Source organism: Sinorhizobium sp. CCBAU 05631 (assembly GCF_002288505.1).
In the GTDB taxonomy this organism is placed as follows: domain Bacteria; phylum Pseudomonadota; class Alphaproteobacteria; order Rhizobiales; family Rhizobiaceae; genus Sinorhizobium; species Sinorhizobium fredii_C.
In genome coordinates this window covers 3422755-3448516 of sequence record NZ_CP023063.1, presented here as the reverse complement: position 1 = coordinate 3448516, position 25762 = coordinate 3422755, and the positions used below count along the sequence as shown (strand labels likewise).

The 25762-nt window shown below is 62.1% G+C and carries 19 protein-coding genes, 1 tRNA gene and 1 pseudogene; 4 read left to right on the top strand and 17 right to left on the bottom strand.

From position 1 onward, the window contains the following. Positions 1-42: 42 nt before the first annotated feature. The 13 genes and pseudogenes from SS05631_RS16825 to rplU all read right to left on the bottom strand — a co-directional run. Entirely contained in the window at positions 43-1248 is a 1206-nt protein-coding gene (locus SS05631_RS16825; protein ID WP_037417948.1) for a divergent polysaccharide deacetylase family protein, read from the bottom strand. A 146-nt stretch (positions 1249-1394) separates the two neighbouring features. Further along, the gene (locus SS05631_RS16820; protein ID WP_037417945.1) at positions 1395-2717 is read right to left on the bottom strand and encodes a S41 family peptidase; all 1323 of its coding nucleotides are present in this window, start codon (positions 2715-2717) and stop codon (positions 1395-1397) included. Continuing rightward, entirely contained in the window at positions 2707-4101 is a 1395-nt protein-coding gene (locus tag SS05631_RS16815; protein WP_037417942.1) for a murein hydrolase activator EnvC, read from the bottom strand. Before SS05631_RS16815 ends, SS05631_RS16820 begins: the two co-directional genes overlap by 11 nt. 128 nt (positions 4102-4229) lie before the next feature. Then, complete coding sequence (gene rlmH, locus SS05631_RS16810; protein ID WP_037417938.1) at positions 4230-4712, bottom strand: 23S rRNA (pseudouridine(1915)-N(3))-methyltransferase RlmH; 483 nt, start codon at positions 4710-4712, stop codon at positions 4230-4232. A gap of 160 nt (positions 4713-4872) precedes the next feature. Continuing rightward, complete coding sequence (gene rsfS, locus SS05631_RS16805) at positions 4873-5319, bottom strand: ribosome silencing factor (RefSeq protein ID WP_037418182.1); 447 nt, start codon at positions 5317-5319, stop codon at positions 4873-4875. A gap of 89 nt (positions 5320-5408) precedes the next feature. Then, positions 5409-5975 carry a nicotinate-nucleotide adenylyltransferase gene (locus SS05631_RS16800; RefSeq protein WP_234819774.1) on the bottom strand — a complete coding sequence of 189 codons (567 nt, stop codon included), beginning with the start codon at positions 5973-5975 and terminating at the stop codon, positions 5409-5411. 56 nt (positions 5976-6031) lie between these two features. Further along, positions 6032-7315, bottom strand: coding sequence for a glutamate-5-semialdehyde dehydrogenase (locus SS05631_RS16795; RefSeq protein ID WP_037417931.1), 1284 nt, complete (start codon positions 7313-7315; stop codon positions 6032-6034). Beyond that, a complete protein-coding gene (gene proB, locus SS05631_RS16790; RefSeq protein WP_037417927.1) occupies positions 7308-8489 on the bottom strand; it encodes a glutamate 5-kinase in 1182 nt (393 codons plus the stop codon). Before proB ends, SS05631_RS16795 begins: the two co-directional genes overlap by 8 nt. A gap of 1 nt (position 8490) precedes the next feature. Next, a complete protein-coding gene (gene obgE, locus SS05631_RS16785; RefSeq protein WP_037417924.1) occupies positions 8491-9501 on the bottom strand; it encodes a GTPase ObgE in 1011 nt (336 codons plus the stop codon). A gap of 175 nt (positions 9502-9676) precedes the next feature. Beyond that, positions 9677-10261, bottom strand: a complete 585-nt coding sequence (locus SS05631_RS16780) for a GNAT family N-acetyltransferase (protein ID WP_037417912.1) — start codon at positions 10259-10261, stop codon at positions 9677-9679. Next, entirely contained in the window at positions 10258-10905 is a 648-nt protein-coding gene (locus tag SS05631_RS16775; RefSeq protein WP_037417909.1) for a GNAT family protein, read from the bottom strand. The genes SS05631_RS16780 and SS05631_RS16775 overlap by 4 nt, the downstream gene beginning before the upstream one ends. A 131-nt stretch (positions 10906-11036) precedes the next feature. Next, a complete protein-coding gene (gene rpmA / locus SS05631_RS16770; RefSeq protein ID WP_012709652.1) occupies positions 11037-11306 on the bottom strand; it encodes a 50S ribosomal protein L27 in 270 nt (89 codons plus the stop codon). 98 nt (positions 11307-11404) lie between these two features. After that, a pseudogene (rplU, locus tag SS05631_RS16765) lies at positions 11405-11716 on the bottom strand (50S ribosomal protein L21); the annotation flags it as partial. Positions 11717-12015: 299 nt separating this feature from the next. Between rplU and SS05631_RS16755 the strand changes: the two are divergent. From SS05631_RS16755 to SS05631_RS16740, 4 genes are all read left to right on the top strand, one after another. After that, positions 12016-12105, top strand: a tRNA-Ser gene (locus tag SS05631_RS16755). Between the two features lie 492 nt (positions 12106-12597). Further along, complete coding sequence (locus SS05631_RS16750) at positions 12598-13035, top strand: hypothetical protein (RefSeq protein WP_095678018.1); 438 nt, start codon at positions 12598-12600, stop codon at positions 13033-13035. Further along, entirely contained in the window at positions 13028-13516 is a 489-nt protein-coding gene (locus tag SS05631_RS16745) for a helix-turn-helix transcriptional regulator (protein WP_037417900.1), read from the top strand. The genes SS05631_RS16750 and SS05631_RS16745 overlap by 8 nt, the downstream gene beginning before the upstream one ends. Beyond that, positions 13516-14031 carry a hypothetical protein gene (locus SS05631_RS16740; protein ID WP_037417897.1) on the top strand — a complete coding sequence of 172 codons (516 nt, stop codon included), beginning with the start codon at positions 13516-13518 and terminating at the stop codon, positions 14029-14031. Before SS05631_RS16745 ends, SS05631_RS16740 begins: the two co-directional genes overlap by 1 nt. A 613-nt stretch (positions 14032-14644) precedes the next feature. On the opposite strand, the gene SS05631_RS16735 is transcribed toward SS05631_RS16740, so the two are convergent. The 4 genes from SS05631_RS16735 to SS05631_RS16720 form a co-directional block, all read right to left on the bottom strand. Continuing rightward, positions 14645-19420: an HNH endonuclease gene (locus tag SS05631_RS16735; protein WP_157213171.1), complete on the bottom strand. Its 4776-nt coding sequence runs from the start codon at positions 19418-19420 to the stop codon at positions 14645-14647. A gap of 758 nt (positions 19421-20178) precedes the next feature. Then, a complete protein-coding gene (locus tag SS05631_RS16730) occupies positions 20179-21387 on the bottom strand; it encodes a patatin-like phospholipase family protein (protein ID WP_083853981.1) in 1209 nt (402 codons plus the stop codon). Then, positions 21384-24536, bottom strand: a complete 3153-nt coding sequence (locus SS05631_RS16725) for an efflux RND transporter permease subunit (protein WP_037417894.1) — start codon at positions 24534-24536, stop codon at positions 21384-21386. The genes SS05631_RS16730 and SS05631_RS16725 overlap by 4 nt, the downstream gene beginning before the upstream one ends. A gap of 5 nt (positions 24537-24541) precedes the next feature. Further along, entirely contained in the window at positions 24542-25612 is a 1071-nt protein-coding gene (locus SS05631_RS16720) for an efflux RND transporter periplasmic adaptor subunit (RefSeq protein WP_037417890.1), read from the bottom strand. Positions 25613-25762 lie beyond the last annotated feature (150 nt).

Sequence of the window (25762 nt, the reverse complement as noted above, 5' to 3'; positions counted from 1 at the left end):
TCATTCCCTTGCATGTGCTGTCAGGTATTCAGCCTGCTTAGATCAGTTTTGTTGCGGATCGTTGACGAGAGCCGAAACGCCGACGAATTCGATGCCGCGCCCGCCGGCCTCCTCCATCCAGTCGGCGATCGTCGCCACGCTCTCTTCGAAGGCGGAGGCGACGCCGATCGCCGTGCCGTTGCGCCGCGCGACGCGTTCGAGTTCGTCGAGCTTGCGCAGGATCGCGCTGCGGCTGAGTTCGCTGTCGAGAACCAGATCGGCAAAGCCATGCGGCACGCCCAAGGCGCCGGAGAGCGTTCCGGAAAGCGATTGCGCCGAGGTGCCGTCGTCGAGAAACAACAGGCCGCGCTTGCCGAGGTCGCGCATCACCGGCTCGAGCGCATCCGCATCGGAGAGAAAGCGGCCGCCGAGATAGTTCATGACGCCGGTATAATTGGTGATCTGGCCCATGCTGCGGTGCAGCTCGGTGAGGTTCTTCGTGGCGCCGCGAGAGACGAGAAGCGCATGCGGCCCGGGGTCGTTGTCCGGATAGTCGAAGGGCTCCATCGGGATCTGCAGGAGGATCTCGTGGCCGTCGCGGCGCGCATCCTGCATCCAGCGCTGCAGGCTGTTGCCGGCCGCGGCGAAGGCGAGCGTCACGTCCGGCGGCAGATCGCGGATCGCCCGCTGGGTCCCCGTCTGGCTGAGGCCGAGGCCGCCGACGACGAGCCCGATGCGGGTGCCGCGGGCGCCGGACCAGGGCCGGGCATATTGATCCATGGGCCGCAAACCGTCCGGACCGACGGTCGGCAACCGGCCCTCGGGCGTTGCTTCGATGAGGTCCTCGTTCGGAAGCGCCGCCATGCGGGGGTCCTGGCCGCGCATCGCCCCGGCGCTGATCAGCGCCGGGCCCTCGCCATCGCGCGGCCTCGGCGTGAATTTCGTGACCGTTGCGCCGTCGTCGGTGAGGATCTCCTCGACATGGGCGCCGGAACGGGCGCCGCTCGGGCGAAGCGAGCCGGCTGCTCCTTTCGGCTTGGCGGGGGATGCGACTTGCTCGGCGGGCGCCTGGCTCGCTTCTGCGCTCGCTACCGGATCCGGAGTGCGGAGCAGGGGATCGGGCGCCAAGGCGGCCCAGCCGGAAAGCCCGGCGACGACAAGGGTGAAGATGCCAAGAAATGCATAGCCGGACAGCCGGCGCGGGTCGCGCTTGCGCCGAGGCCGCTTCTTCGGGCCCTGGCCAAGGGGGGCATTGAGATCAGTTCCCAAACGGAGCCTCGACCTTTGGAACGTTGCCGGTGAGGGATGCGCCCCGCTCGCGAGAATCATCGGCAGTCGGCTACATCGCCGATGCATAATATAAAGGCGCCGGGTTGAACAGCCCGGCGCCTTTGTCTCATCCGCTTCGCGTCCGCTTACTTCTTGAGCTCGGCCTGTTCGGGATTGGCCGGGAAGGACGGATCCGTCTTCTTGCCGCGCAGGAGGTCGAGCGCGTAGTTCAGCTGAATGTCGTCCTTGGCCTCCGGCGGCACATAGGCGACCGAACCGGAGCCCTCGTCGTCCTCGTTCTGGCCCTTGATGTGGCCGCGCAGATCGGACTCGCCCTGGGCCTCGACCTTGCCGAGGAGTTCCGGCGGCAGCGGCTGTTCGACCTTGATGTCCGGGGTGATGCCGGTGCCCTGGATCGACTTGCCGGACGGCGTGTAATAAAGCGCGGTCGTCAGGCGCAGTGCGCCGGCGTCGCCGAGCGGAATGATCGTCTGAACCGAGCCCTTGCCGAAGGAACGCGTGCCGAGCACGGTCGCGCGCTTCATATCCTGCAGCGCACCGGCGACGATCTCCGATGCCGAAGCTGAGCCGCCGTTGACGAGGACGATGACGGGCTTGCCGTCCGTCAGGTCGCCCGGCGTCGCGTTGAAGCGGCGCGTCTCGTCCGGGTTGCGGCCGCGGGTCGAGACGACCTCGCCGCGTTCCATGAAAGCGTCCGAAACATTGATCGCCTGGTCGAGCAGACCGCCCGGGTTGAGTCGCAGGTCGAGCACATAGCCCTTGAGCTTGTCGGTCGGGACGTCCGCCTTGACTTTCTCGATGCCCTTCTTCAGGTCGTCGAAGGTCTTCTCCGTGAAGGAGATCACTCGGAGATAGCCGACATCGCCTTCAACGCGGTATTTGACGGCACGCACGGCGATCACGTCGCGAACGATCGTCACTTCGATCGGCTTCTCCGCACCCTTGCGCAGGATGGTGAGCTTGATCGGCGTGCCGACGGCACCGCGCATCTTGTCGACCGCTTCCTCGAGCTTCAGGCCGCGGACGTCCTGCCCGTCGATCTTCGAAATCAGGTCGCCGGCAAGCACCCCGGCGCGGGCGGCAGGGGTATCGTCGATCGGGCTCGTCACCTTGACGAGATCCTCTTCCATCGTCACCTCGATGCCGAGGCCGCCGAACTCGCCGCGCGTCTGGGTGCGCATATCCTCGGCATCCGCCGAGTTCATGTAGCTCGAATGCGGGTCGAGCGAGGAGAGCATGCCGTTGATGGCATTCTCGATGAGCTTGTCGTCCTGCGGCGGCGTCACGTACTGAGCGCGCACGCGCTCGAACACATCGCCGAAAATCGCCAGCTCGCGATAGGTGGACGAATTGGCCGCCACAGCCGGGATCGTTGCCGAATAGACGACGCCCATCGCCGTCGCCCCCATCAGCGCCCCGACCAGAACAAGTGAAGCTCTACGTATCATTTCGCGCCTTTCCAACTTCTGCTGCGGTCCACCACGGTCGGGAATCAACCGGCTTTCCGTCTTTTCGGAATTCAATGTAAATCGTTGGCCTGTCGGTTTCCAGCGTCAAGGCCGCCGCACTCGCCACTCTTTTTGCACCCATCGTCGCCACCGGCTCGCCTGCCACGACGAATTGCCCCGGGCGGACGCTCACGCTCTCCATTCCGGCAAGCACGATATGGTAGCCGTCGCCGGGATTGAGGATGATCATCTGTCCGTAGCTGCGGAAGCTGCCGGCATAGACAACCCATCCGTCCGCCGGCGTGGTCACCAGCGCGCCTGCATTGGTTTCCAGCATGATCCCCTGCAGCGAGTGCCCGGTGCCGTCCGCGTCGCCGAATTGCCGCAGGATCGAGCCTGCGACCGGATAGCTGAGCCTCTGTTGCAATTCCGAAAACACATATGCGGGCGCAATACGGTTTTTGTCGGGCACCGCGCTCTTGGCCAATTCCCGCGCCGCCTGGCGCTCGGCCTCGTTCATCCGCAGCCGTTCCTCCTCCTGCGCGCGCGCCGTCGCGGCTGCCTCGCGCACCGAGGAGATCTCGTTTTCGAGCGAGGAGATCAGCCCCTCGAGATTGGTCGCCTGCAGGGCCAGTTCCTCCGCCTTGAGCTGCTCGGAGGCGAGTTCCGTCGCGTTCTGCTGCCGCAGCTTTTCCTTCTCGGCGACGAGCATTGACATGCGCCGCTCTTCCTCGAGATTGGCGGTCATCGTCGCCGTCAGATCGTCCCGCTGCCTCGCTATGCCGGCGCGGATGTCGGAAAGCGCCTTGAGATCGGCGACGAGGCTGTCGGTCTGCTCGCGTATTTCTGGAACGACGGCGCCGAGCAGGATGGCGCTGCGAACGGAGCCAAGCGCATCTTCCGGCGTCACCAAGATCGCCGGCGGCGGGTTGCGGCCCATCCGTTGCAAGGCGGCAAGCACCTCGGCGAGTACGCCGCGCCGGCCCCTGAGCGAGCGCTTGACCACGTCCTCCTTGGCGCGCAGCTCGTTGAGCTTCTTCTCGCCCTCGGCGATCTGCCGTTCGAGGTCCTGGCGCTTCGCCGCCGAATCGACGATCGCCGAGCGCAGCGCCGCATTGCTCTTGTCGATCTCGGCAATCGTTTGCTCGAGAGCCGCGGCGCGATCACGCGAAACGCCGATCGTCTTCGACAGCGCCTCGAGTTCGCTGCGTGTGCTGTCGCGCCTCAGGGTCAGGTCGGCGGCGGGATCCGGCGGCCCCTGCGTCGCAGCGGTCGGGCCCGGAGCGGCCGCGCCGGGATCCTGCGCCAGTGCCGGCGCGCCGCTCAACAGGAGAACGGCGGCGATCGCCGCGTGCCGACCGACCTGCCCGACGGCAAATTTCATCCGGGCCACGTCTCTGTTCCTGGCGCGCGTCATCCTGTCTCGTGGGCTAAGCAAATAAATCAGGAAACCCTAATCCGATTTGCCGCAGCCCACCAATACATATTCTTGTTATTGCCGACGAATGAGATTCACGCACGATGATACGGATGACCGGCCAAAATCGTCACGGCCCGATAGAGCTGTTCGGCAATCAGGATGCGCACGAGCTGGTGCGGCCAGGTCATCTTGCCGAGGCAGAGGACGGAATCGGCCCGGGCATGAAGCGTCGGGTCGAGCCCGTCGGCACCGCCGATGGCGATCATCAGATCGCGCTTGCCGCCGTCCCGCAACGTGCCGAGCAGCGTCGCGAAACTCTCCGAATCGAGCGCCTTGCCGCGTTCGTCGAGCAAGAGCAGCAGGCTGCCCTCGGCAAGCGCCTTTTCGAGCTGGGCCGCTTCCTCGCGCTTGCGTGTTTCCGCGTTGGCGGCGCGGCTCTCGTTGACTTCGACCACGCGCGCCAGTTCCAGCCCGATGGCCGGTCCCGCCTTGGCGAAGCGATCGAGGTAACGGGCCGCGAGATCCTTTTCCGGCCCCGCCTTGAGGCGGCCGACTGCGAAAAGTCCGATTCGCATTGACCCGTTTCCATCCCCACCGGCACCGATCGAAGGGGATTTCGATCGGCAAAAACCCTTCTGCTGCCATCCTCCCGGTCGGGTGATGGCAGCGGCATCTCAAATCGGCACCGGTCGTCGCTCCGTCCTGAGGCGATCGGTCAGGGACGGGCGGCGCGTCTCAGTGCAGGGTGCTGTCCTCGACCTCCGGGGCCGCCCACATCTTTTCGATGTTGTAGAATTCCCGGATCTCGGGCCGGAAGATGTGAACGATCACATCGCCGGTGTCGATCAGCACCCAGTCGCCACCTTCGAGACCTTCGACGCGGGGATTGCCAAGGCCCTCGTCCTTCAGGTCCGTCACCAGGTGGTCGGCAATGGCCATAACATGCCTGTTCGAACGCCCGGAGACGACGACCATGAAGTCTCCCAACGCCGACTTTCCGGCAATGTTGATGGTGATGATATCTTCTGCCTTCGAGTCCTCTAGGCTTTCGAGGACCAGCTTAAGCGCACGGACAGCGGCTTCGTCGCTCAGTTCCGTGCTGCGCGGGACTGCGGAGACCGCATATCCCTTGGCGTGTGCTGTTGTCAGGGTCTTTCCTTTCCGAATGAACAGAACAAGCACTTCCGGTCCGTGATTGAGGTCGAACCGTGCGTCAAATGTAGGCACCAAACCGGTACGGTTTCAAGACGCGAGACGTAAATGACGGGAATTCACCCGGATTTGGCGGAACGGAGCGCCGTCGAGCTTAGTGAGGAGCGGGGTCCGTGGATGAAAGTCCAGGCCGGCGGCGGCCGAGATGCGACGCTCGGCGCGTCGTCCTCGTCGATTCGCGCCTGACTGAAGGTCCTGGCCATGGGCGACGACAGATAGGCGAGCGTCGAGCCCGGCCTGTCGATCACCGCGATCGGGAAGGTGCCGACGATCCGGCGCCAGTCCTGCCAGCGATGAAAGCTCCGGAGATTGTCGGCCCCCATCACCCAGACGAAGCGGACGCCGCGGTTGCGTGCCCGGACGAACTCCAGGGTGCGCGCCGTATAGCTCTGTCCGAGCGCCTGCTCGAAGGCCGTGATCTTGATGCGCGGATTGCCGGCGATCTTCTCGCTCATCGCGATCCGCTCGGCGAGCGGCGCGAGATTGTTGCGGTCCTTCATCGGATTGCCGGGCGTCACCATCCACCAGAGCTGGTCGAGCCCGAGCTTGCGTAGCGCCGTCTCGGCAACGAGCACATGGCCCTCATGGGGCGGGTTGAACGATCCGCCGAACAGGCCGACGGCCATGCCGCTCTCGACATGCGGCATGCGCAGATATTCCGGCTTCACATCCGCAGGTGTCGTCAGGGCCGCACCTGTCCTGTGCCGCGCACGCGATATTTGAACGAGGTCAGCTGCTCGACGCCGACCGGACCGCGGGCATGCATCTTGCCGGTGGCAATGCCGATCTCTCCGCCCATGCCGAACTCGCCGCCATCGGCAAACTGCGTCGAGGCATTGTGCAGCAGGATCGCCGAGTCGATTTCGGTGAAGAAGCGCTCGACGACGGCCGCGTCTTCGGCGATCACCGCCTCCGTGTGGGCCGAAGACCAGCTGTTGATGTGCTCGATGGCGCCGGAAATGCCGTCGACGAGCTTCGCCGAGATGATCGCGTCCAGATATTCGGTGGCCCAGTCTTCGTCGGTTGCGCCTCTCAGGCCCGGCAACAGGCCTTGTAGCTCGTCGGAAACGCGCACCTCGCAACCGGCGTCGAGCAAACCCTTAAGCAGCGGTTTCGCCAGCCGGTCGGCGGCGTTGCGGTCGATCAGCAGCGTCTCGGCGGCGCCGCAGATGCCGGTTCGGCGCATCTTGGCATTGACGACGATGTTTTTCGCCATATCGAGATCGGCGGAGGCATCGACATAGATATGGCAAAGGCCTTCGAGATGGGCGAAGACCGGCACGCGCGCCTCGTTTTGAACCCGGGCGACGAGGCTTTTGCCGCCGCGCGGCACGATAACGTCGATCGCCCCGTTCAGCCCCGAAAGCATGGCGCCGACGGCGGCGCGGTCGGCGACAGGCACCATCTGGATCGCTTCTTCCGGCAGGCCGGCAGCCTTCAGCCCCTCGGCCAGGCAGGCATGGATCGCCCGCGACGAATGGAAGCTGTCGGAGCCGCCGCGCAGGATCACCGCATTACCCGCCTTGAGGCAGAGCGCGCCGGCATCCGCCGTGACGTTCGGACGGCTTTCATAGATCACCCCAATGACGCCGAGCGGCGTGCGGACGCGCTCTATATGCAAGCCGTTCGGCCGGTCCCATGCGGCAATGACGTCGCCGACCGGATCCTTCAGCGCCGCGATCGCCCGGATGCCGTCCGCCATGTCGCGGATGCGGCCGTCCGTCAGCGTCAGCCGGTCGATGAACGCCTTGGCGACACCGCTCTCTTCAGCGTTTGCGAGATCGGTCGCGTTGGCGGCGAGGATGTCGCTGCTCCTCGCGATGATTGCCTCGGCCATGCCGATGAGCGCCGCATGCTTGCGCTCGGCGCTGGCAATGGCGAGCGGCCGGGCGGCCGCCTTGGCGCGACGGCCGATCTCCAGCATGATCGCATTGACGTCTGAGCCGTTCTCGACCGTGTCAAGCATGGAGCTTGCCTTTCTTCTCGTCCTTTTCCGCCCCGGATCGTGGTTCCGAGGGAGCCGTCATTACCATATCGTCGCGATGCACCATGGCGGTGCGGCCGGCGTAGCCGAGGATCGCGGCGATCTCGGCCGATTTCTTGCCGGCGATCTGGCGCGCCTCGTCGGCGTCGTAGCCGGCGAGCCCGCGGGCGATCTCGCGGCCGGAATTGTTGAAGATCGCGATCGTGTCGCCGCGGCTGAACGTTCCGGTCACCTGGCGGACACCGGCCGGAAGCAGGCTCTTGCCGGAGCGCAGCGCCGTCTCCGCGCCGGCATCGATCGCAATCGAACCGGCCGGCAGGAGCTGTCCGGCGATCCAGGTCTTGCGCGCCGTCACCGGCGAGCGGGAAGGCGCGAACCAGGAGGAACGGGCGCCGGCCTCGATCGCCTTCAGCGGATGCACCGGCTTGCCGGAGGCGATGATCATCGCGCAACCGGCCGTTGTGGCGATCTTGCCGGCATCGATCTTGGTGCGCATGCCGCCGCGCGACAGTTCCGAGGCCGCACCGCCGGCCATCGCCTCGATCTCCGGCGTGATTTCCGCAATCGTCTCGAGGAAGCGGGCTTCCGGATCGAGATGCGGCGGGGCCGTATAGAGCCCGTCGATGTCGGATAGCAGCACGAGCAGGTCGGCGCCGACCATGGTCGCCACGCGGGCGGCGAGCCGATCGTTGTCGCCATAGCGGATTTCGGTGGTGGCGACCGTGTCGTTCTCGTTGATGATCGGCACGGAGCCGAGCTTCAGCAACTGGTTGATCGTGGCGCGCGCATTCAGGTAGCGGCGTCGCTCCTCCGTATCGCCGAGCGTCAGCAGGATCTGGCCGGCGATGATCTGGTCGGTAGAAAGGCTTTCCGACCAGGCGCGGGCGAGGGCGATCTGGCCGACGGCGGCGGCCGCCTGGCTTTCCTCGAGCTTCAGGGCGCCGGCCGGCAGGTTCAATACGGTGCGGCCGAGCGCGATGGCGCCCGAGGAAACGACCAGCACTTCGACGCCCTTGCCCTTTAGCGCCGCGATGTCGGCGCACATGGCGTCGAGCCAGCTCTTTTTCAGCCCCGTCTGGCGGTCGACGAGCAGGGCCGAGCCGATCTTGATGACGATCCGGCGGTGCTTTTCGAGCGGTTTGCGGTTCGCGGCCATGTCAGGCTTGCTCCTCGCCGGCCTTGGCGGAGGAAATGACGTCGCGCAGGGCCCGCAGCGCCTCGGTCATGCCCTTGTTGGTCACGGCCGAGATGAGGAGCGGCGGCGCGCCGCAGGCTTTGGCGAGCGCCTTCGATTTCGCCTTCAACTCCTCGTCGGTGAGCACGTCGATTTGCGACAGCGCGACGATCTGCGGCTTGTCTTCGAGCCCGCCGCCGTAGGCCTCCAGCTCGTGCTTGACGGTCTTGTAGGCCTTGGCGACATCTTCCTCCTGAGCCGAAACCAGGTGCAGCAGCACCCGGGTGCGCTCGACATGACCGAGGAAGCGGTCGCCGATGCCGACGCCCTCATGGGCGCCCTCGATCAGCCCGGGAATGTCGGCGATGATGAATTCCTGCCCGTCGACGGTGGCGACGCCGAGATTGGGGTGCAGCGTCGTGAAAGGATAGTTGGCTATCTTCGGCCGGGCGCGCGTGCAGGCGGCAAGGAAGGTCGACTTGCCGGCATTCGGCAGGCCAACGAGGCCCGCATCGGCGATCAGCTTCAAGCGCAGCCAGATGGTCTTCTCCTCGCCCTCGAGGCCGGGATTGGCCCAGTTCGGCGCCTGGTTGGTCGAGGATTTGAAATGGGCGTTGCCGAAGCCGCCATTGCCGCCGGCCGCGAGCCGATAACGCTGGCCTTCCGCGACCATGTCGACGATCAGCGTCTCGTTGTCTTCTTCGAAAATCTGCGTGCCGACCGGCACCTTCAGCGTTACGTCGGCACCCTTCGCGCCGGTGCGGTTGCGGCCCATGCCGTGAACGCCGGTCTTGCCCTTGAAGTGCTGCTGGTAGCGGAAGTCGATGAGCGTGTTGAGGCCGTTGACCGCCTCCACCCAGACATCGCCGCCGCGGCCGCCGTCGCCGCCGTCCGGTCCGCCGAACTCGATGAATTTCTCGCGGTGGAAAGAGACGGCGCCGGCGCCGCCATCTCCGGACCGGATATAGACTTTCGCTTCATCGAGGAATTTCATCGGCTCGCCATTTCTTGCGTGTTCGGCTTCATCTGGGGTGAGGAAGGATAAAGCTGGAAGACCGCGCATCCTTGCTCTCTTGCAGTCGCCGCCATCGATATAGGCGGTTCCGGCAGAGGTCAAAGACTATCGCATGAAGGACCCGCCAAAGCTGAGCTCCGGCGGGTTCTGTTCGTCAAGCCGGCCGGCGCAGGTCCTCCGCCGTCAACCGCGTTTCGATATGCGCCACCATGGCATTGCGCGCGAGCGCATAGATCTGGCTGCAGCCGGTGATGCGGAAGCCGAGCTTCTCCTGCACCTTGAGCGAGGCCGGGTTGTCGGCAAAGACGCCCGAATGCAGCACCGCCTCCGGCATGCGGCGGAAGAAGCGTTCGACGGCGGCATGGACGGCCTCGCTGGCCAGGCCCTTGCCCCAATAGAAGCGGTTCAGCCAGTAGCCAACGTGCCATTCGCTCCGCCGGAATTCGATGCCGACGCAGCCGATATGGACGTCGTCGCCGGAGGTGACGGCGAGCATCCAGTCGGGCAGGACGCTTGCCGTCTGACGGTTCAGCCAGTCGAGCGCATCTTGCTGGTGGTAGGGCGCCGGCACCCGAGCCAGCATGCGCGCCACCTGGAAATCGCCGAGCGATTCGGCGATCGCCGCGGCATCGGAAAGCCGGTGCGGGCGCAGACGCAGCCGCTGCGTCTCGATGATGGGGCAGGGGCCGGGATCGGGGCGGGCGACCACCCGCGACCGTTCGGGAACGAGCGCGTTCATCGCATGCCTCCCCAGCTTCTGAGCGAAACCCAAGTCTTGCGGTCGAGCCGGTACCACTCGACGGCAATGGTGCCGCCGAGCGCCAGGCTGTCGACCATGCCGGAGCCCTGGAACTGGAAGCCGCACTTCTGGATGACCCGGCGCGAAGCCATGTTCATCACACGGCAGCGCGCATCGATCTGGTCGATATCGCGGGTGCGAAAGGCCATGTCGGTCAGTGCCTGCGTCGCCTCCGTCGCATAGCCTTTGTTCCAATGGGGTTCGCCCAGCCAGTAGCCGAGCTCGACCGTCTTGCCGTCGGCATGCGGCTCGATCCCGCAGCAGCCGAGGAATGCGCCATTGTCCGCTTTGGTGATCGCGTAGACGCACTTGCCAATCGTGCCGGGGCCAATCGTGCCGGCTTTGGCGCGTCGCACGAAATCGGCCGCATCCGCCGTCGTGTAGGGGTGCGGCATGCGCGAGACCATGGTGGCGATATTGGCGTTGTTGGCAAGATGGGCAAGGGCGTCGATATCATCTTCGTGGGGCGCGCGCAAAACGAGCCGGGGCGATAACAATATCGGGCAATCGGTCCTTGACCGCTGAGGCCTCAGCCTTTGTTCGGGAGACCGTGATTGGTCTTCCCTCAAGAGCTCGGTTTGCATGGTTCTTCCTCCAGAGACGTGAAAAGGGGAGCTGGGTATTGCCCCATCTCCCCTTTGAAGTCTGGCTTTTGAACCTTGCGGGTGCGTCAGCCGGGTCGATGAGACGCCGGCTGTTTTAGAGCGCTACCGGCTTATTCCGCTGCTTCGGCTTTCGGCATTACAGACACGTAGACTCGGCCGTTGGCCTTCGTACGGAAGTCCACGTTGCCCGCCGTAAGCGCAAAAATCGTATGATCCTTGCCAAGGCCGACATTGGCGCCGGCATGCCACTTCGTGCCGCGTTGGCGCACGATGATGTTGCCCGCAATGACGGCTTCGCCGCCGAACTTCTTCACGCCAAGGCGCTTGGACTCAGAATCGCGACCGTTGCGCGACGAACCGCCAGCTTTCTTGTGTGCCATTGGTGTTCTCCTTTAACCTTCGATCCCGGAACTCAGTTTGCAGCTTCAGCTTCAGCGGCGGCTTCGGTCTTCTTCGAAGACTTCTTCGCCTTGCCGCCGGCCGCAGCAATGTCCAGGATGCGGACGATCGTCTGATGCTGGCGATGGCCGCGCGAACGCTTGGAGTTCTGGCGGCGGCGCTTCTTGAAGGCGATGACCTTCTTGGCGCGGCCCTGGTCCACGACCTCGGCGCTGACGACGGCACCTTCGACAAACGGAGCACCGATGGTGGCATCGGCGCCGACGCCGACCATCAGGATCTCGGTGAATTCAATCTTGTCGCCTTGAACGCCTTCCAGCTTTTCGATGGTGATGACGTCGTCGGCTGCCACGCGGTACTGCTTACCACCGGTCTTGATGACTGCGAACATACTTTATCCTTTCATGTTCGGTCCGGCTCTTTGCCCGTGGACAAGGCCGTCTTTTTGTCAGTCGCTACGTTGAGCGGAGAGATGCGAGGAACCCTTGACCTCCGCCAGTGAACGGGCACAAACCATTACCCGCTGCGGTGCGGGCAGGCCACACCACTTCATGGCGCGGATTACGGGAGTCGCCCTTCCTTGTCAAGGCGAAAGCCACCGACTTGAAGATATTCTTCTTTCTGCCCCTTGTCAGCGGCCGAAACTGCCGCTATGAACCGGCCGCGCTTCAAAGCGCCAACCGGCCCCGCGGAGAGGTGGCAGAGTGGTTGAATGCACCGCACTCGAAATGCGGCATGGGTGCAAGCCCATCGGGGGTTCGAATCCCCCCCTCTCCGCCAGATTTTTCATCTAAGTATTTGAACATATTGTAGAAAATGAGATTTGTAGCAGGCCTTTCCTAGGCTATTTCCTAACGTAGGGGCCTTGCGTCAACGTCGGCATTCTTTCCCTTTTCCGCGCCGCCGAAATCAGGCTCGCCCCGAACCGCGAAAACTCTGACTCCGTTAGTCCTGGGTTCGAATCCCGGTTCCGCCAACACTTTCCTCAATGAGTGCAAACCTTTAGCAGTTTGCACCCTCCATTTGGCTGCAGATTCATGGCGCTCTCGCACCTTACTCGTGTGTTGTAGTCTTGCGGATGATACGCGCATGCTTCTGATGCCCAGCTCCCGCCCCCAAGCCTGCATCTCCTTGAGAGAGCACAAGCATCTGTTTGCGTTGTCGCTGAAAACAACGTGACGATGTATTGACTTTGCCCCTGCGACAGATTCAACCTTTTCATCGGTCGGGGTTGATTCTTGTTTAGGTATAACTTAACTTTTTTTGTGTTGCATGAGCCGCAAGCCACCCAAGAAACCATCTGACGCAACCGACGACGGTCTTCTTGTGGGGAGCGGCGAGTATGCGGATGTGTGCCTGTTTGGAGAGGCAAAGGAAGAATATGAGGCGCTTTCCAAACGCAACGACCAGGACAGCGTGAGAGAATACCGAACCATTTCCCGATACTTTCAACGTTTCGCAGATATGGGGCCGAGTCACTTGGACGACAGGATGTTCAAGAAGCAAGATCGCCGTAGCTCCGGCGGAACGACCGAGATGATCTACGAGTTTAAGGCCCGACAGTTTCGTATTTACGGCGTGGTTGCCAATCGTGACGGAAAGCGCTGCTTCTGGGGAACCTCGTGCGACCCTGAAAAGCAAAAGGACAAGGCAGACCCGCGAAAACTTCAAAAAGCTGCCGACGAATATGTGAGGATTATCAATGGCTAAGGATCTGAGGGAACTTACTCGCGAGCAGGTATACGCTGAAGAGGATGCGCTGATGGATTTTCAGTTTGCCCTCATCGATGCAATGCGCGAGCGTGGTATGACCAAGGCCGAACTCGCCGAAGCACTCGGCGTCACCCGTGCGCGTGTCAGTCAGCTGTTTTCGTCTGAAGCAAATCCGACGATCAAGCTTGCGGCGCGGGCGCTTCACGCCGTTGGGCTTAAGAACGAATACTGCCCGGTCCGGACCGCGGAAGCACATAGTGGTTCTGCCTGCGATGATGGCGACTTTATCGTGGGCATTGTGTCGGAGTCTGCTTGGCTGGGCGAGATCGGCGTCGCTATCGCCGCCGAACGCAAACTCGATGTGGACACCGTTAAGTGGTTTGCCTTCCAGCATCACCGCGAACGCCACACGACTTGGCATCGCAAGGAAGGTGAGGTCGCTAATTCTAATGGTCGCGAAGTTATGGAAGCTGCCTAATGGTCAAGGCGTCCAAGACAGCCTCGATCCCTGAAAAGGAGCAACGGCTCGAAAATTATAATAAGGTGGTCGCGGCAGCCGAACTTGGCGGAATCCAACTAGTGCAGCTCGCGTTCGACGTTTCCCCGGAGTTTTATGCCAAGCGGGATGAGGCAGAGCTTGGATACGTCGTCACGCCAGAATCGAGCATGTACGACGAAGAGGAAGGGTTTGCCGCGTGCATTATCAACTTTGATGTCGCCGCGACCGTCGATGAAGAAGTCTTGTTGCGCTGCAATGCCAAATACTCCGTGATGTATAAGGTCGCTGAGCCTTGCGATGAAGAAGCCGTCAATGCCTTTTTGAAGCGTGTCGGCATTTTCGCGTGCTATCCATATTTCCGAGGTGTTTTTGCTAATCTCGATTGGGCCGCTAATGCTTGCTTGCCGCCGCTGCCCATCCATAAGGAAGCGCCGAAGCCGAAACCCAAGGTGCGCAAGAAGTCTAATAGAGCGATCGCAACAAACGACGTATGAGCGGGACCCCGTTATACTGCCGCTGCTCCAAGCGTGGCGCAGCATACGCTGCGCCACGCTGATCTCGCACGAGCTCATTGCGCATTCGCGCCAAAGAGACCCTGTCAAATCCTCATGTCGATCCTCGGCTTGGTATGGCCACCGCAACGTCTTTCGTGTCGGCCATAGAAGACCCGAGTAACTTCAAGACATCTCGCTCCGTCAAACTCACAGAAAAGGGTCAGGTTTCAAACGCGCCGCCGTTGCCGTTGCGCGCAAATTGGCCGTAGCGGTGCTTGCGATGCTCAAGACCGGAACGGTTTTCGATGTGGACCCGGGAGGCGCCACAAGCGTTCCTGATCTGAGCGCGCTTGAGACGTCGTGCCGGACGTGGGCTGCAATGGGGGAGAGCGGTCGCTCAATCAATTTCTTTCCGAGGCCGGAATGCGCCAAGTGACCTGAATGGGTGACTGCTTCTAGGCAGGAAGCGGCGATTCGTGCCCGAGAGATATTGAGGCGGCTTCGTCCTCTTCGGTCGCTGAGTGATCCCAGCTACTTACCAAAAGCGGACGTGCGCGTGAACAGGCGATAACGCTATTCTGCAGCGGGCATTCGATATTATCACCATTTCAATCTATGACTTGGCGCTCCGCGCCGCGCGTCGCCTCGCCGCGCGGTTGCGGCGAGGCAGCCGCTGCCGCGAATGCGGCCCATGGGTTCTGAATCTGTTGTCAATCTGCTCCAGCGTTTCCTTGGCCGAGTAAGCCTGGATTTCGACCAACTGCTCGAAGAGCTCCAGACCAATCTCGCGCGTGTCGTCGCCGATTCGGTGAAGCGTAATGGCGAGGTCAACGAGCTCCGAAGCGGAGCCCGCCATCTCTGTCTTAATATCCCCCAGTTCGTCACGCCAGGTTTCGATCAGCCGCCTGGCGATCTTCGCCACGAGTAGAGCGTGATGTGGGAGAAGCGTCTGAAGGCGATCGACGACGAACGTCGCGTTGATCTGCGGAGCGCCTGCGAGGTTGGCCTCAATAGCACTAAGCAACGCAACCCAGCTCGGATCAGGGTTGATCTCGTCCACGAGCCGGAACACATCGAAAAGGTTGCTCCAGGCAAGGCCGGTTACCTGGGGGATTATGCGAACAAGCAGCTCAGATGCACGCTGCCGATACTCGACATCCGGAAACAGGTTGACGGCGGCATTGATGGCTCCCAGCCGTGTCGAGTCTGTACCGGGTCCAAAAACGACCCGCTCAAGCAATGGCTTCGTCCAGGGCAGCTCAGGTTGCAGGAACGCAATCAGGGGCGTCAACTCACCGGCAAGCTGCTCGAAATACTCGTCGCCGGAGGTGGACCATTTCTCCAGATAAGAACGCACGAAATCGGCATGCCGCCAATGAAGATAGGCAAACAAAACGGCAAGCTCAGTAGTCCTCAGCAGAGCCGGGTAGCGTGAAAAGATGGCTCCCAGGAGTCTCTCAAGCTTATCCTTGTCGGTCGCCTTGAGATAGCGGAACCAATGAAGGATGGCCCTCCATACCCGTTCGTCTTCCCCGCGCTCGCTGGCACGCGTCAGTAAGGCCAAGACGCGGTCGTGCTGCTCTGCGAGCAGCAGGGCATGGATTAGAACATCCAGCTTGGGGAAAATTCCAGCGGGAAGCACAATGGCGGAGCTCATTCCCCAGAGGATGCTTTGCTCCCGCCTCCCTGCCTCCTTCTCGCCGGCCTTCTCCTCTCCCGTGTCGAGGAATTCTTGATCTTGATCATCGCTTCGACTTTCCTCAGGCTGCGCTGGTGCGGTGTCGAGAGCGCCGGGCTTATTGAGCCACTTCTCAATGATGTCGAGGGTTTCTGACGAGACCACGACTTCCCGGCGGACCAGTCGGCTGACGGCTTCGGATGCCGAGTTCTGAAACTCATCGCCGCTGAATCCCCGCCCGTCGAGTTCGGCTATGAGCGCCATCACAAGCTGAGGATCACCTGCTTCGGCGATGCCCTCCAGCGCGTAGCCTGCTGCGCGGCTCCCGAAGCTGGGCTCGAACTTGCGCATGAGCTTCGCGGCCCGCTCAGGGTCGGTCTTCGCAAACTCCGCGAAGGCCCGCGACAGCTGGATATTGCCGCCCTCCATCATTCGGTTGGGATGGTCCCATTCATACTTGTCCGGCAACTGGCGGAAAGCGTTGAGAACCTCGTCGTCCTGCGCCTTTGCGAGCTGCTCCGCCGAGATGGGCGAGCCTATCCATGACGGCCCGTGGTGCCGTATCCCCCCGGCCGAACCGGGAAACCGGCGGCGTTCTTCCATTACAAGTCGGCGGGTCGCTTCAGGCAAGCGTTCGGATGGTAGCGCCGAGAGAAGGCCTAGCTTAATGCGACGGACCCTGTCGTTGAAGAGTTTGCGGCCTTTGGCGTCCAAATGGGAATAAGGTGTCGGGGCGTAAGCGTTGATGGCGGTAATAAAGGTTTCGACATCCGCGTCGGACCAGTGCGGGCTCGCCTCTGCGATCAGGCGCTTTGTTGTTCCGGAAGGGTCTTCACGGTTTCCGAGCCTGAAGCGTCTCGGATCGCCCTGGATGAAACGATACGCCGCCTGCGCATACTGATCCGGATAGAGCGACATTACATGCGCGAACAGGCGCTGAGCAGGGTTGAATTCGTCCCGTTCATGCTCTGACAGCCATGCGAGAAAATTCTGTTCGTCATTGAGGGCAAGGGTCTCGAGCGCAACGCGAATGGCGCTGAGTATGGGGGAGTCAGAACGGCCTCGACCCCTTTCTTCCTCTTCGAATTTGAAATCGAGGGTGTACTGCACCGGATAGGCGAGGCTGTCTTCTTCGCTCTCAAGATCGCGAAGCGCGGTCATTGCGTCGATCAGCCAGGGCCACAGGGCTTCAAGGAAGGGCGCGGGATATTCCATGCCGAGCGCTTCAAGGGTGTCCCACGCGTTCGACTGCTCGATGACACTTGTGATCGGCTCTCTGGGGGACGAGGAAATGCGCCATTTCCAGTAAGCGTCACCGTCCTCTGCCGGAGCCGATGCGAGCCTCGTCGCCGACTCCTGCTTTGCCGACTGAAGCTCCTGGTCGAGCTTTGCGAGCAGAAGCCGAAGCGCAACGTCTGGCTGGCTCATCCCGATAGTGCTGATTGTAAATTCGAGGCTATGCGCATGGATTGCTGTTCGGGAGATGAGCCCCCTAGCGATGTTGACCATGCCGTGCGTCCAGACCCGCGCTTGACCCAGCGCAGCCCAGGTGAATCCATCCTTGCCCGGCAGCGCCGACCAGTTTTCGGCAATCAGCCTCTCGACCTCACCGGGTGCAAAGACCCACGCGAGATTGAGAACGCCGAGGGCCAGGACGGCCTCCTTGTCGTCGTTCATAGCAAGGGGAATTTCAGTGTGTTTGTATCGCTCGAACCATCCCGGACTTCCTGCCATTGCCATGAAAGCCGCTGGCCGCCTGTCCGACGCAAGAGCTTCGTCAAACAGACGTGCCTCCACGCCGGCAGGCGTGGGCTGCTGGCCGAGGAATTCGACAAGAAGCGTCCGGAGATGAAGCCGCAGGTCCTGCGTGTGGAAGAGCGTTTGCATCTCCACGCCGTACGCAGCCGGATCGATCTCCCGAAGATAGGTCAGGGCGGACCACAATTTTGGCCGCACGAACAGCGAAGTCTGCCGGGCCATTGTGAACTCCGACAGCCGTCCTTCGCTGCGCGTAAAGGATCGTGCGAGGGCATGTTCAAACATGGTCTGGTGGGAGAAACCGATCTTGCTCCCGGCCTGTCCCAAATCCGAGAGCATGCCCGCCCTCACAAGATAGGTGATGTCTTCCGAGTACTGGTCAAATCGTGCGGCGGGGAGCCAGAGGACTTCTTTCTCAGCCATTAGGTCTGCGATGTCTGTGACGAGCCGCGCGAGCCGCGACCCGTTGGGCTGTCTCGTGATCGTCTCCGCCCACATCTGGTCTAGCATGAGTTGGTACTTGCGGAAGGGCTCGCTATTCTCCTCCAACTTCAGGAACGTGTTCAGCGCCTGGGGCGATCGTAGAACTTCCTGCGCGTCGGCAGGCCAACCTACGGGTTTGAAACCATTGCGCTCCAGCACAGGAAGGACCTCGGACCAAGGTGGCAGGTCCAGGTGGACTGTTTCAGCCTTGATGGTTTTGAGACGGGCATCGTGCTCATACTCGAACTCGCGTGCCGAGAGGACAACGTGCACGTTTGTCCGGCCACTGACGCGCCGCACCAGACTCAGCAGTACACTCAGTCGACCTGTCTTTATGTCCGTGTAGCCTGCGAGCGCATCAAGCTGGTCGATAATGAGAACGACTGGTCGCAATCGACTTATCCGCCAGAGCATCGCGCTGGGAAGAATGGTCAGTCCAAGCCACTCGGCTAGATCGTCTTCGGTTTCGATTGTCGGGTCGAGCAGGTCAGCCTTTATGGCCAGAACCCTGACGCCATCCTTCATGAGCGCGTTGGCTACTTCGGCCAGCAGAGCTGACTTGCCGGAGCCCGGAAGCCCGAGGATGGCCTGCGTCGTGGTGTCCTGCCCTGCGATGGCCTGGAGAATCTGGTCCTTCTCCGGGCGGTTGAAATGAGTCCCGTCTGGAAGTATTTGCGACCAGTCGAGCAGGTCGCGCGGGACGCGGCTCAGTTCGTCGTCCCTAAGCTGCGCTTGCCGGAAAGATTGCTCGTCTACAACACTCGTTAGAACGGCGTTGTGCTCCTGGCGAAGCAGCGCCTTCGTTTCCGGCGTGTCGATCATCGCCTTGTCGTCGTTAGTCGCGCTGATAAACATCAGGAACGAGCCGCGCTCGGTCGAGACAAGTTCGATCCCGGCATTACCGGTTATCTGTCTTAGAGATTCGATGATCGCATCCACCTTCTGAACGTGGAAATCGTCCGCATCGCCTTCAAAATTTAGAACAATGACGCGCGTCTGCATCTTTTTCGCTTTTGGAAGGGCGAGTGCTTCACCCGGCTCGGCGGTCAATAGACCGTCCTCAGAATTTCGGACGGCGCGGTCGGCATTCCGCAGCTCAACCTCCACCTCCCAGTTCGCCTTGTTGTATCTCAGCATCTCCGGTGTGATCGAAAGCGTAAGCTGCGTAGGTGAACGATGCGCTTGGTCGTGGCAAGTCGGGCAGAGGACAATCAGGTTGTCGTAGCTATTGTCCTGTGAGGTCGAGTATTCCTCGATGTGGTGCACGATAAAGGACAGACCTTTATCGCCCTTGCAGCAGTTGCAGAGGTAGTTGCTGTTTTCGAGAAGCAAGAGCAGCACTGTCTCGTCAATTGGCTGACGTACTACGGCCGCCTTGAGCGCCTTGGCCTCCTCCCCCGTGAAGCCTTTGTCTTTGATATCCTTCTGACTGGCCGCCCTGACTTTCGTGACCGTGAGCCCAGTCGCCACCGCGCGTTGTCCTAATTCTTGGGATACGCCGTACTGCAGAAACTTGAATAGGTTCGTCTCAAGCCTTGGGGCCACAAAAACTCTCAGGAAGCTCGGCGTGTCGTTTGGAACTATGGCGGATTACCGAGCACAATTTATCGGACCCGAATAGGCGCGGAAAATGGACAAGAGTTACTTTGCCGAACTTATCCCGCATTATTTGGTTGAGGAACTCGCATTTCGAACACCAGCCCAGTCGTAAAGCGCCGCCAGGTGGGCACGCCCATGTCGGGTGGGCGGGAATGGGAAAATGCCAGCCTTTATCACCGCCCATTCTGCTTCGGGCCAAACCTCAGACGTTCTCCTCTCGGAACTCAATCCGCTGCCAGACTGCTCCCCCCAAATCGGTCATTCGACAGAACCGAATAAACGCCTGTTTCGGCCGAACCGAGACGTTGCCCCTTGCCTGTCACCAGCGGCCGCTTCGGGTCGCAAACGGACCAGGACGTCTCCGATAGTCGGATGCCAGCGACGCACTGGAAATCGTCAAACGGAGCAAATCGCAAAGCGGATCAACCTCTTGTCGCTCAGACGAGACGCCGCTCTGACGGGCAGCCGCAATTTGCTCGCTAAGGCCGCACGGGTGGGGACCCCATGGCATCGTCGGGAGCCACCATTATCGCCTTCGGTCATGTGTATGTCGGTCGTCTCTCCGCTACACCGCGGCGGCAAGCTTCTGAGGTCCGCCCGCCCATATTGCGGTGTCTAGTCAGAGGCTTTCAGCGAAAAACCGGGCTGTCTCTCCACAGGGTTCCAGCAGCGAACTCCGCGTATCCAAGATTATAGACAGCCCGCATATAGTCGGTGTTGAACGGATCGGACATCGAATAGGGGAGCTGGACGTTGATAGAGGCGAGATGGAACCGTGCCCTGGTCAGCTTGGAATAGTTGTAGAGGGCCGTCAGCGCGCTCTGCGTCTGCGACTTGACGAAGATTGAGTATGCCCTGGCGATCACCGAAAGCGTTTTGTCCGGCGTAGTGGCAAATTCCGGCATCAGTGCGTTGTTGACGATGACATAGAAATTGACGCTCTGCCGTTTGGCCGGCACGAGGCTTTTGCCACTTGTCAGGAGAATCTGCGGAAGCATCAGGATCTGCGACGCGGATCCTCCATCCGAATGCATTTCCTTAAAGTGACGCCCTCCCGACTCGGCTTCGATCATCACCGCCGGGTAGACGCCCGGGATGCTGGCTGACGCCACCAGAATGTTCCGGAACAGCTTCAGTGCGTCCGGACGATTGCTGCCGGCAATGGCGCCCATGTTCCAGATGACGGCACGCTGGGTGTCGAGGTTGGTCGTCAGGACGAAGAGGCGACGGCCTTTTCGGTGCTCGGCAGCAACCTGCTCAAGGACTGCGGGCGTGATGAAACGCTCGACCATCCGTTTCAATGGCTCGGATCTCAGCAAGCTCGAGCCCAACAATCCGCCAAGGCTCTTGCTCCGGGCAAGGTCGTTGGCGACGCCGCTCGTGTAGAGATGCACCAGGGTGTCGTCATAAGCCGATCCGAGGAATGCCAACGGAGCGATCAGGGCTCCCGTGCTGACGCCGGTGACGACATCGAACTGCGGGCGCGTCTGTGCAGAGCTCCACGCCGCGAGCACGCCGACACTGAAGGCGCCGCCCGAGCCGCCGCCCGAGATCATCAGGACGTCGAGTCCACCCGGCTTGGTCGCCGGAGCCCATTCGCGGGCATTTTGTGGAAATTCATCGAGCCGGGCGTCGAGATAGCTTCGGATCTCGCCATAGCCCGCGATCGAGGCCCTGTCGGCCTCCTGCGCGTCGAGAGCTCTGTCGAGCGTCTGCATGCAACCGGACAGGATGAAGGCGACCGGAACCAGAGCCATGAGCACTCTGATCAGGGCTTGGGCAAGGCTCGTCACGAGGTCGCGCCGGTCCTGGTGGATTTCCTGCTGGGACACGGTCATCTCTGGCCATGACCTCGCTTTGCGGGGCTGCGCTCAAAGGCGATCGGCTCGCGATCGTTCGAGACATGCGTTTCCTCGCCGGCGATCTCTTGGCGTGGACCGGTTCGGTGCACGAGCCGTTTTAGAGCCTCGAGTAGGTCGTCAACGAAGGTGAAGATGACCGGGATGACAATGAGGCTGAGTAGTGTCGACATGATCACGCCGCCGATCACCACGATGGCCATGGGCTGCCGGAAGCTTGAATCGCCCCCCGTCAGGCTGAGCGCCGCCGGAAGCATGCCCGATCCCATGGCGATGGTGGTCATGACGATCGGCCGCGCGCGCTTGTGGCAGGCATCGACCAGAGCATCGAATCTCGACATTCCCTGCCGGCGCGACATGATCGCGTATTCGACGAGAAGGATCGAGTTCTTCGTCACCACCCCCATCAGCATCAGCAGCCCGATGACGGCCGGCATCGAGAAGCTCGTTCCGGTCACCACGAGCGGCAGCAGCGCGCCGCCGAGCGAGAGGGGCAGGGCCATCAGAATGGTGAACGGCTGCAGGAAGTCGTGGAACAGCACGACGAGGACCGCATAGATACAGAACACGCCGATTGCCATTGCAAGGGCGAAGCTCTGGAACAGTTCCGAACTGCGTTGAAGTTCGCCTTGCTCCACGAGAGTGACGCCCGGCGGCAGATGCTGAAGAGCCGGCAGCGCCTTTGCCTCACGGTAGACGTCACCCAGGATGCGGCCGTTGAGCTCGACGGAAAGAGTGACATTGCGCATTCGATCGATGCGGTCGATCTCGGAAGGGCTGCCACCGATGCGGATGTCGGCGATCGATCCGAGATCGACGCTGCCGGTCGTTCCGGCCACCCGCATGTTCCGGATGTCGTCGAGGTTTGTACGCGTTTTCGGGGCAAATCGGACGACGATGGGGACTTGCCGCTGCGGCAGATTGAGCTTTGGCAGCGCGGAAGAGTATTCCCCGTCTGTTGCCACGCGCACAGCTTCGGCGATGTCGCTGGAGGTCACGCCAAGTGCGGCTGCGCGCGCAAAGTCCGGGGTGATTTGAACCTCGGGGGCCTGCCTGGCGGCGCTCGACGTCACCGCTCCGATACCATTGAGCGTGCGGAGCTGCTCCTCAAGCGCCGTGCTTGCCCCATCGAGGGCATCGGGGTCGTCGCTGGCAAGGGTGATGTCGAGCTGCGTTCCATTGCCGCCGCCGCCGACCGCAACGCGCACACCGGGGAGGAGCGAGAGAGCCGAACGGATGTCGTTTTCGATCTCCGACTGCTTCCGGTCCCGCTCGTCAATAGCCGTCAGCGTGACGACGAGAGTGGCGGTTCCGACGCTGCTGGTGGTGGTGACCTCGGGACCGCCGCCCGACGATGCCGAACCGACCGACGAGAAGACATGCGTCACGTCGGGAAGCTTCCTGACGATACCCGCAGCTTTCCTGGTCGTTGCATCCATCTGGTCGATGGTGGCGCCGGGCTGCAGGGTGAGCGTCACCTGCGTCCGCGCATCGTCGGCAGCGGGCAGAAAGCCCGATTTCAGGAAGGGGATGGTGGAAAGCGAAAGGGCGACGAAGACGGCGGTCACGAAGACGGTGGTCTTCCTGTGGCTCAGGGAGGCCTTCACGATCGCCATGTAGGCACGCATGATGCGGCCATCCTTTTCCTCGGTCGGATGGGCCTTCATGAAATAGGCGGCCATCATGGGCGTCAGCAACCGGGCAACGACGAGCGAGGCGAGCACGGCGACCGCGGCGGTGACGCCGAACTGGCGGAAGAGAAGCCCCGGAATGCCGCTCATGAATGCCGTGGGCAGGAAGACCGCAACCAGCGTGAGCGTGGTGGCGATAACCGCCAAGCCGATCTCGTCGGCGGCTTCGAGTGCCGCATCGACCGGCCGCTTGCCCATCTGCAGGTGGCGGGCGATGTTCTCGACCTCGACGATGGCATCGTCGACGAGGATCCCGACGACCAGCGACAGTGCCAGCAGCGTGATGATATTCAGGCTGAAGTCGGCGAAGTACATGGCGAGGAAGGTCGGGATCACCGACAACGGCAGTGCCACAGCCGATAGGATCGTCGCCCGCCAATCCCGCAGGAAGAGCCAGACGACGACGACCGCGAGGATCGCCCCCTCGAACAGCATGTGCATCGAACCGTCGTAGTTGTCGAGGATCGGCCCGACCGTGCTGTAGGCTTCATCGATCTCGACATCGGGATGTGCGGCGGCGAACTGCTGCATTGCCTTCCCGACGTCGGCAGCAACGCCGGTGTCCGAGAAGCCGTTCGAGCGCTTGATTTCGACGGCCATCACGGGCTCGCCGTCGAGATACGCCAGCGACGAACGGTCGGCGAAGCTGTCCGTGACGGAAGCGATATCGTCGAGACGAACCTGCTGCCCGTTGGCGAGCGGGATACGGAGCCCCTTCAGCGCGTCGACCGACGCGACGGCGCCGAGCGTCCGCAGTGTCTGCCGGGTGCCGCCGATCTCTCCAAGGCCGCCCGACGTGTCCGCCTGCACCGACTTCAACTGCGCCGAGACCGTGGCGGCCGTGACTCCGAGCGACGCCATCGTTGCGGGATCGAGGTCGACATGAACCTCGCGGTCGATCCCGCCGACGCGGCTGACCTGTCCCACGCCCGGTACCGACAGGAGTGCCTTCGTCATGTCGTTGTCGATGAACCAGGAAAGCTCGGTCTCGTTAAGGTGGGTCGAGCGGATCGCATAGGTGACCAGCGCGGCGCTCTGCAGCGTCACCTTCGTGACGCTCGGCGACTCCATCTGCGCCGGCAGATCGGCCTTTGCGCTGTCCACCGCATTGCGGACCTCGTTCAAGGCCTCTTCGCTGTCCTTCTCCAGCTTGAAGGACACTCTGATCGAGACGGTCCCGTCGGTGATCGTCGTGGTGATGTGGTCCAGATAGCTCAACGAGGCGAGCTGGTCCTCGATGATGCGGGCAACCTCCGTCTCGAGCTGCGTCGGCGCCGCGCCCTCGAGCGTGGCGGAGATGCTGATGGTAGGGAGGTCCATGTCGGGGAAGTTCTGGACCGGCAGGCGCTTGAACGCCAGCAGCCCCCCGACGGTGAGCATGGCGAACAGCAGGATCGCCGGTACGGGATTGCGGATTGACCAGGCGGAGAAATTCATCGGCCTTACCCCGCGATATTCACGAGGTCGTTGTCGGACAGAAATGCTCCGCCAGACGTTACGACCTTTTCGGACTGGTCTATGCCGGAGACAATCTCGACTTCGCCATCGTTGCGCCGGCCAGTCTCCACGCGGATCCTTCGCACCCGTCTGTTTTCGTCGGCTGTGAAGACGTAGTTGATCCCATCTCGGTAGACGATCGCCGTCTCTGGGACGGTGAGCGCTGGAGTGGTCTTGAGTTCGATGTTGCCCGTGACATACAGGCCTACGCGCGGATGGACGTCGGCCGGAAGCGCGATGTAGACGATCGCTCGGCCGGTATCCGTGCTGACGGAAGGTCCGACAAGCCTCACTTTGCCCTGAATGGGGCGCTCATCCGGCCCGTTGATCTGGGCGGCCAGTCCTTCCGAAATGCGAGAAAGGTAGCGCGCCGAAACTTCGGCCTGCCACTCGATACGCTGCTGGCGGATCAGGCGGAACAACTCGGTGCCGGAGGAGACGACCCCGCCGAGTTCGGCCGAGCGCGACGTTATGAGGCCGTCGTCAACGGCGGTGATCGTCGTCTGGGCGAGCTTGATCTTCTGACTTTCGAGCGCCGCTTCTTCCGATTCAAGGCTTGCCTTCGCCGTCTGCTCATCGGTCAGCCGTTCGGTGATGTTCTGGGCGGAAAGAGCGCCCGAAGGACGAAGCTGCCGGGCTCGGTCTGCATCTGCCTTGGCCTTGGCCAGATTTGCCTTGGCGGTCTCGACGGCCGCCGCCTGCTTTCGAAGGTCCGCCACGACGCTGTCCTGTGAAAGCCGGACCAGCGTCTGCCCCTTGGTCACGATTGATCCGACATCGACCAGAACGTCGGTGATACGAAGACCGCTTGTTTCGGAGGCGATGATTGCTTCCTGCCATGGTTTTAGCCAGCCGCTTGCAGGGACCGTTTCAGGCCACTCACGTTGCGCCGGCGCCGCCAGCGAGACGGTGAGGGCGGGCGCGGCGGGCTGATCCGCCATGGCGCTGCGGAAGGGAAGCAGAAGCGCTGCTGCCCCGACAAGGGCGGTGGCGAGTGGGATAATCGGCTTTCTCAACGGTGCATCCTCGTAATTTACGACAACGGCGCCTTACCCATCCGCCCCAGTTCGACGAAGGTTCGTTCCGTCGGGGTACGAACATTGGGGCGGCCCGATTCAGGCCCTCAACCGATGTCGCCGTGTCCACGAGTAGCCGGACGAACGTTA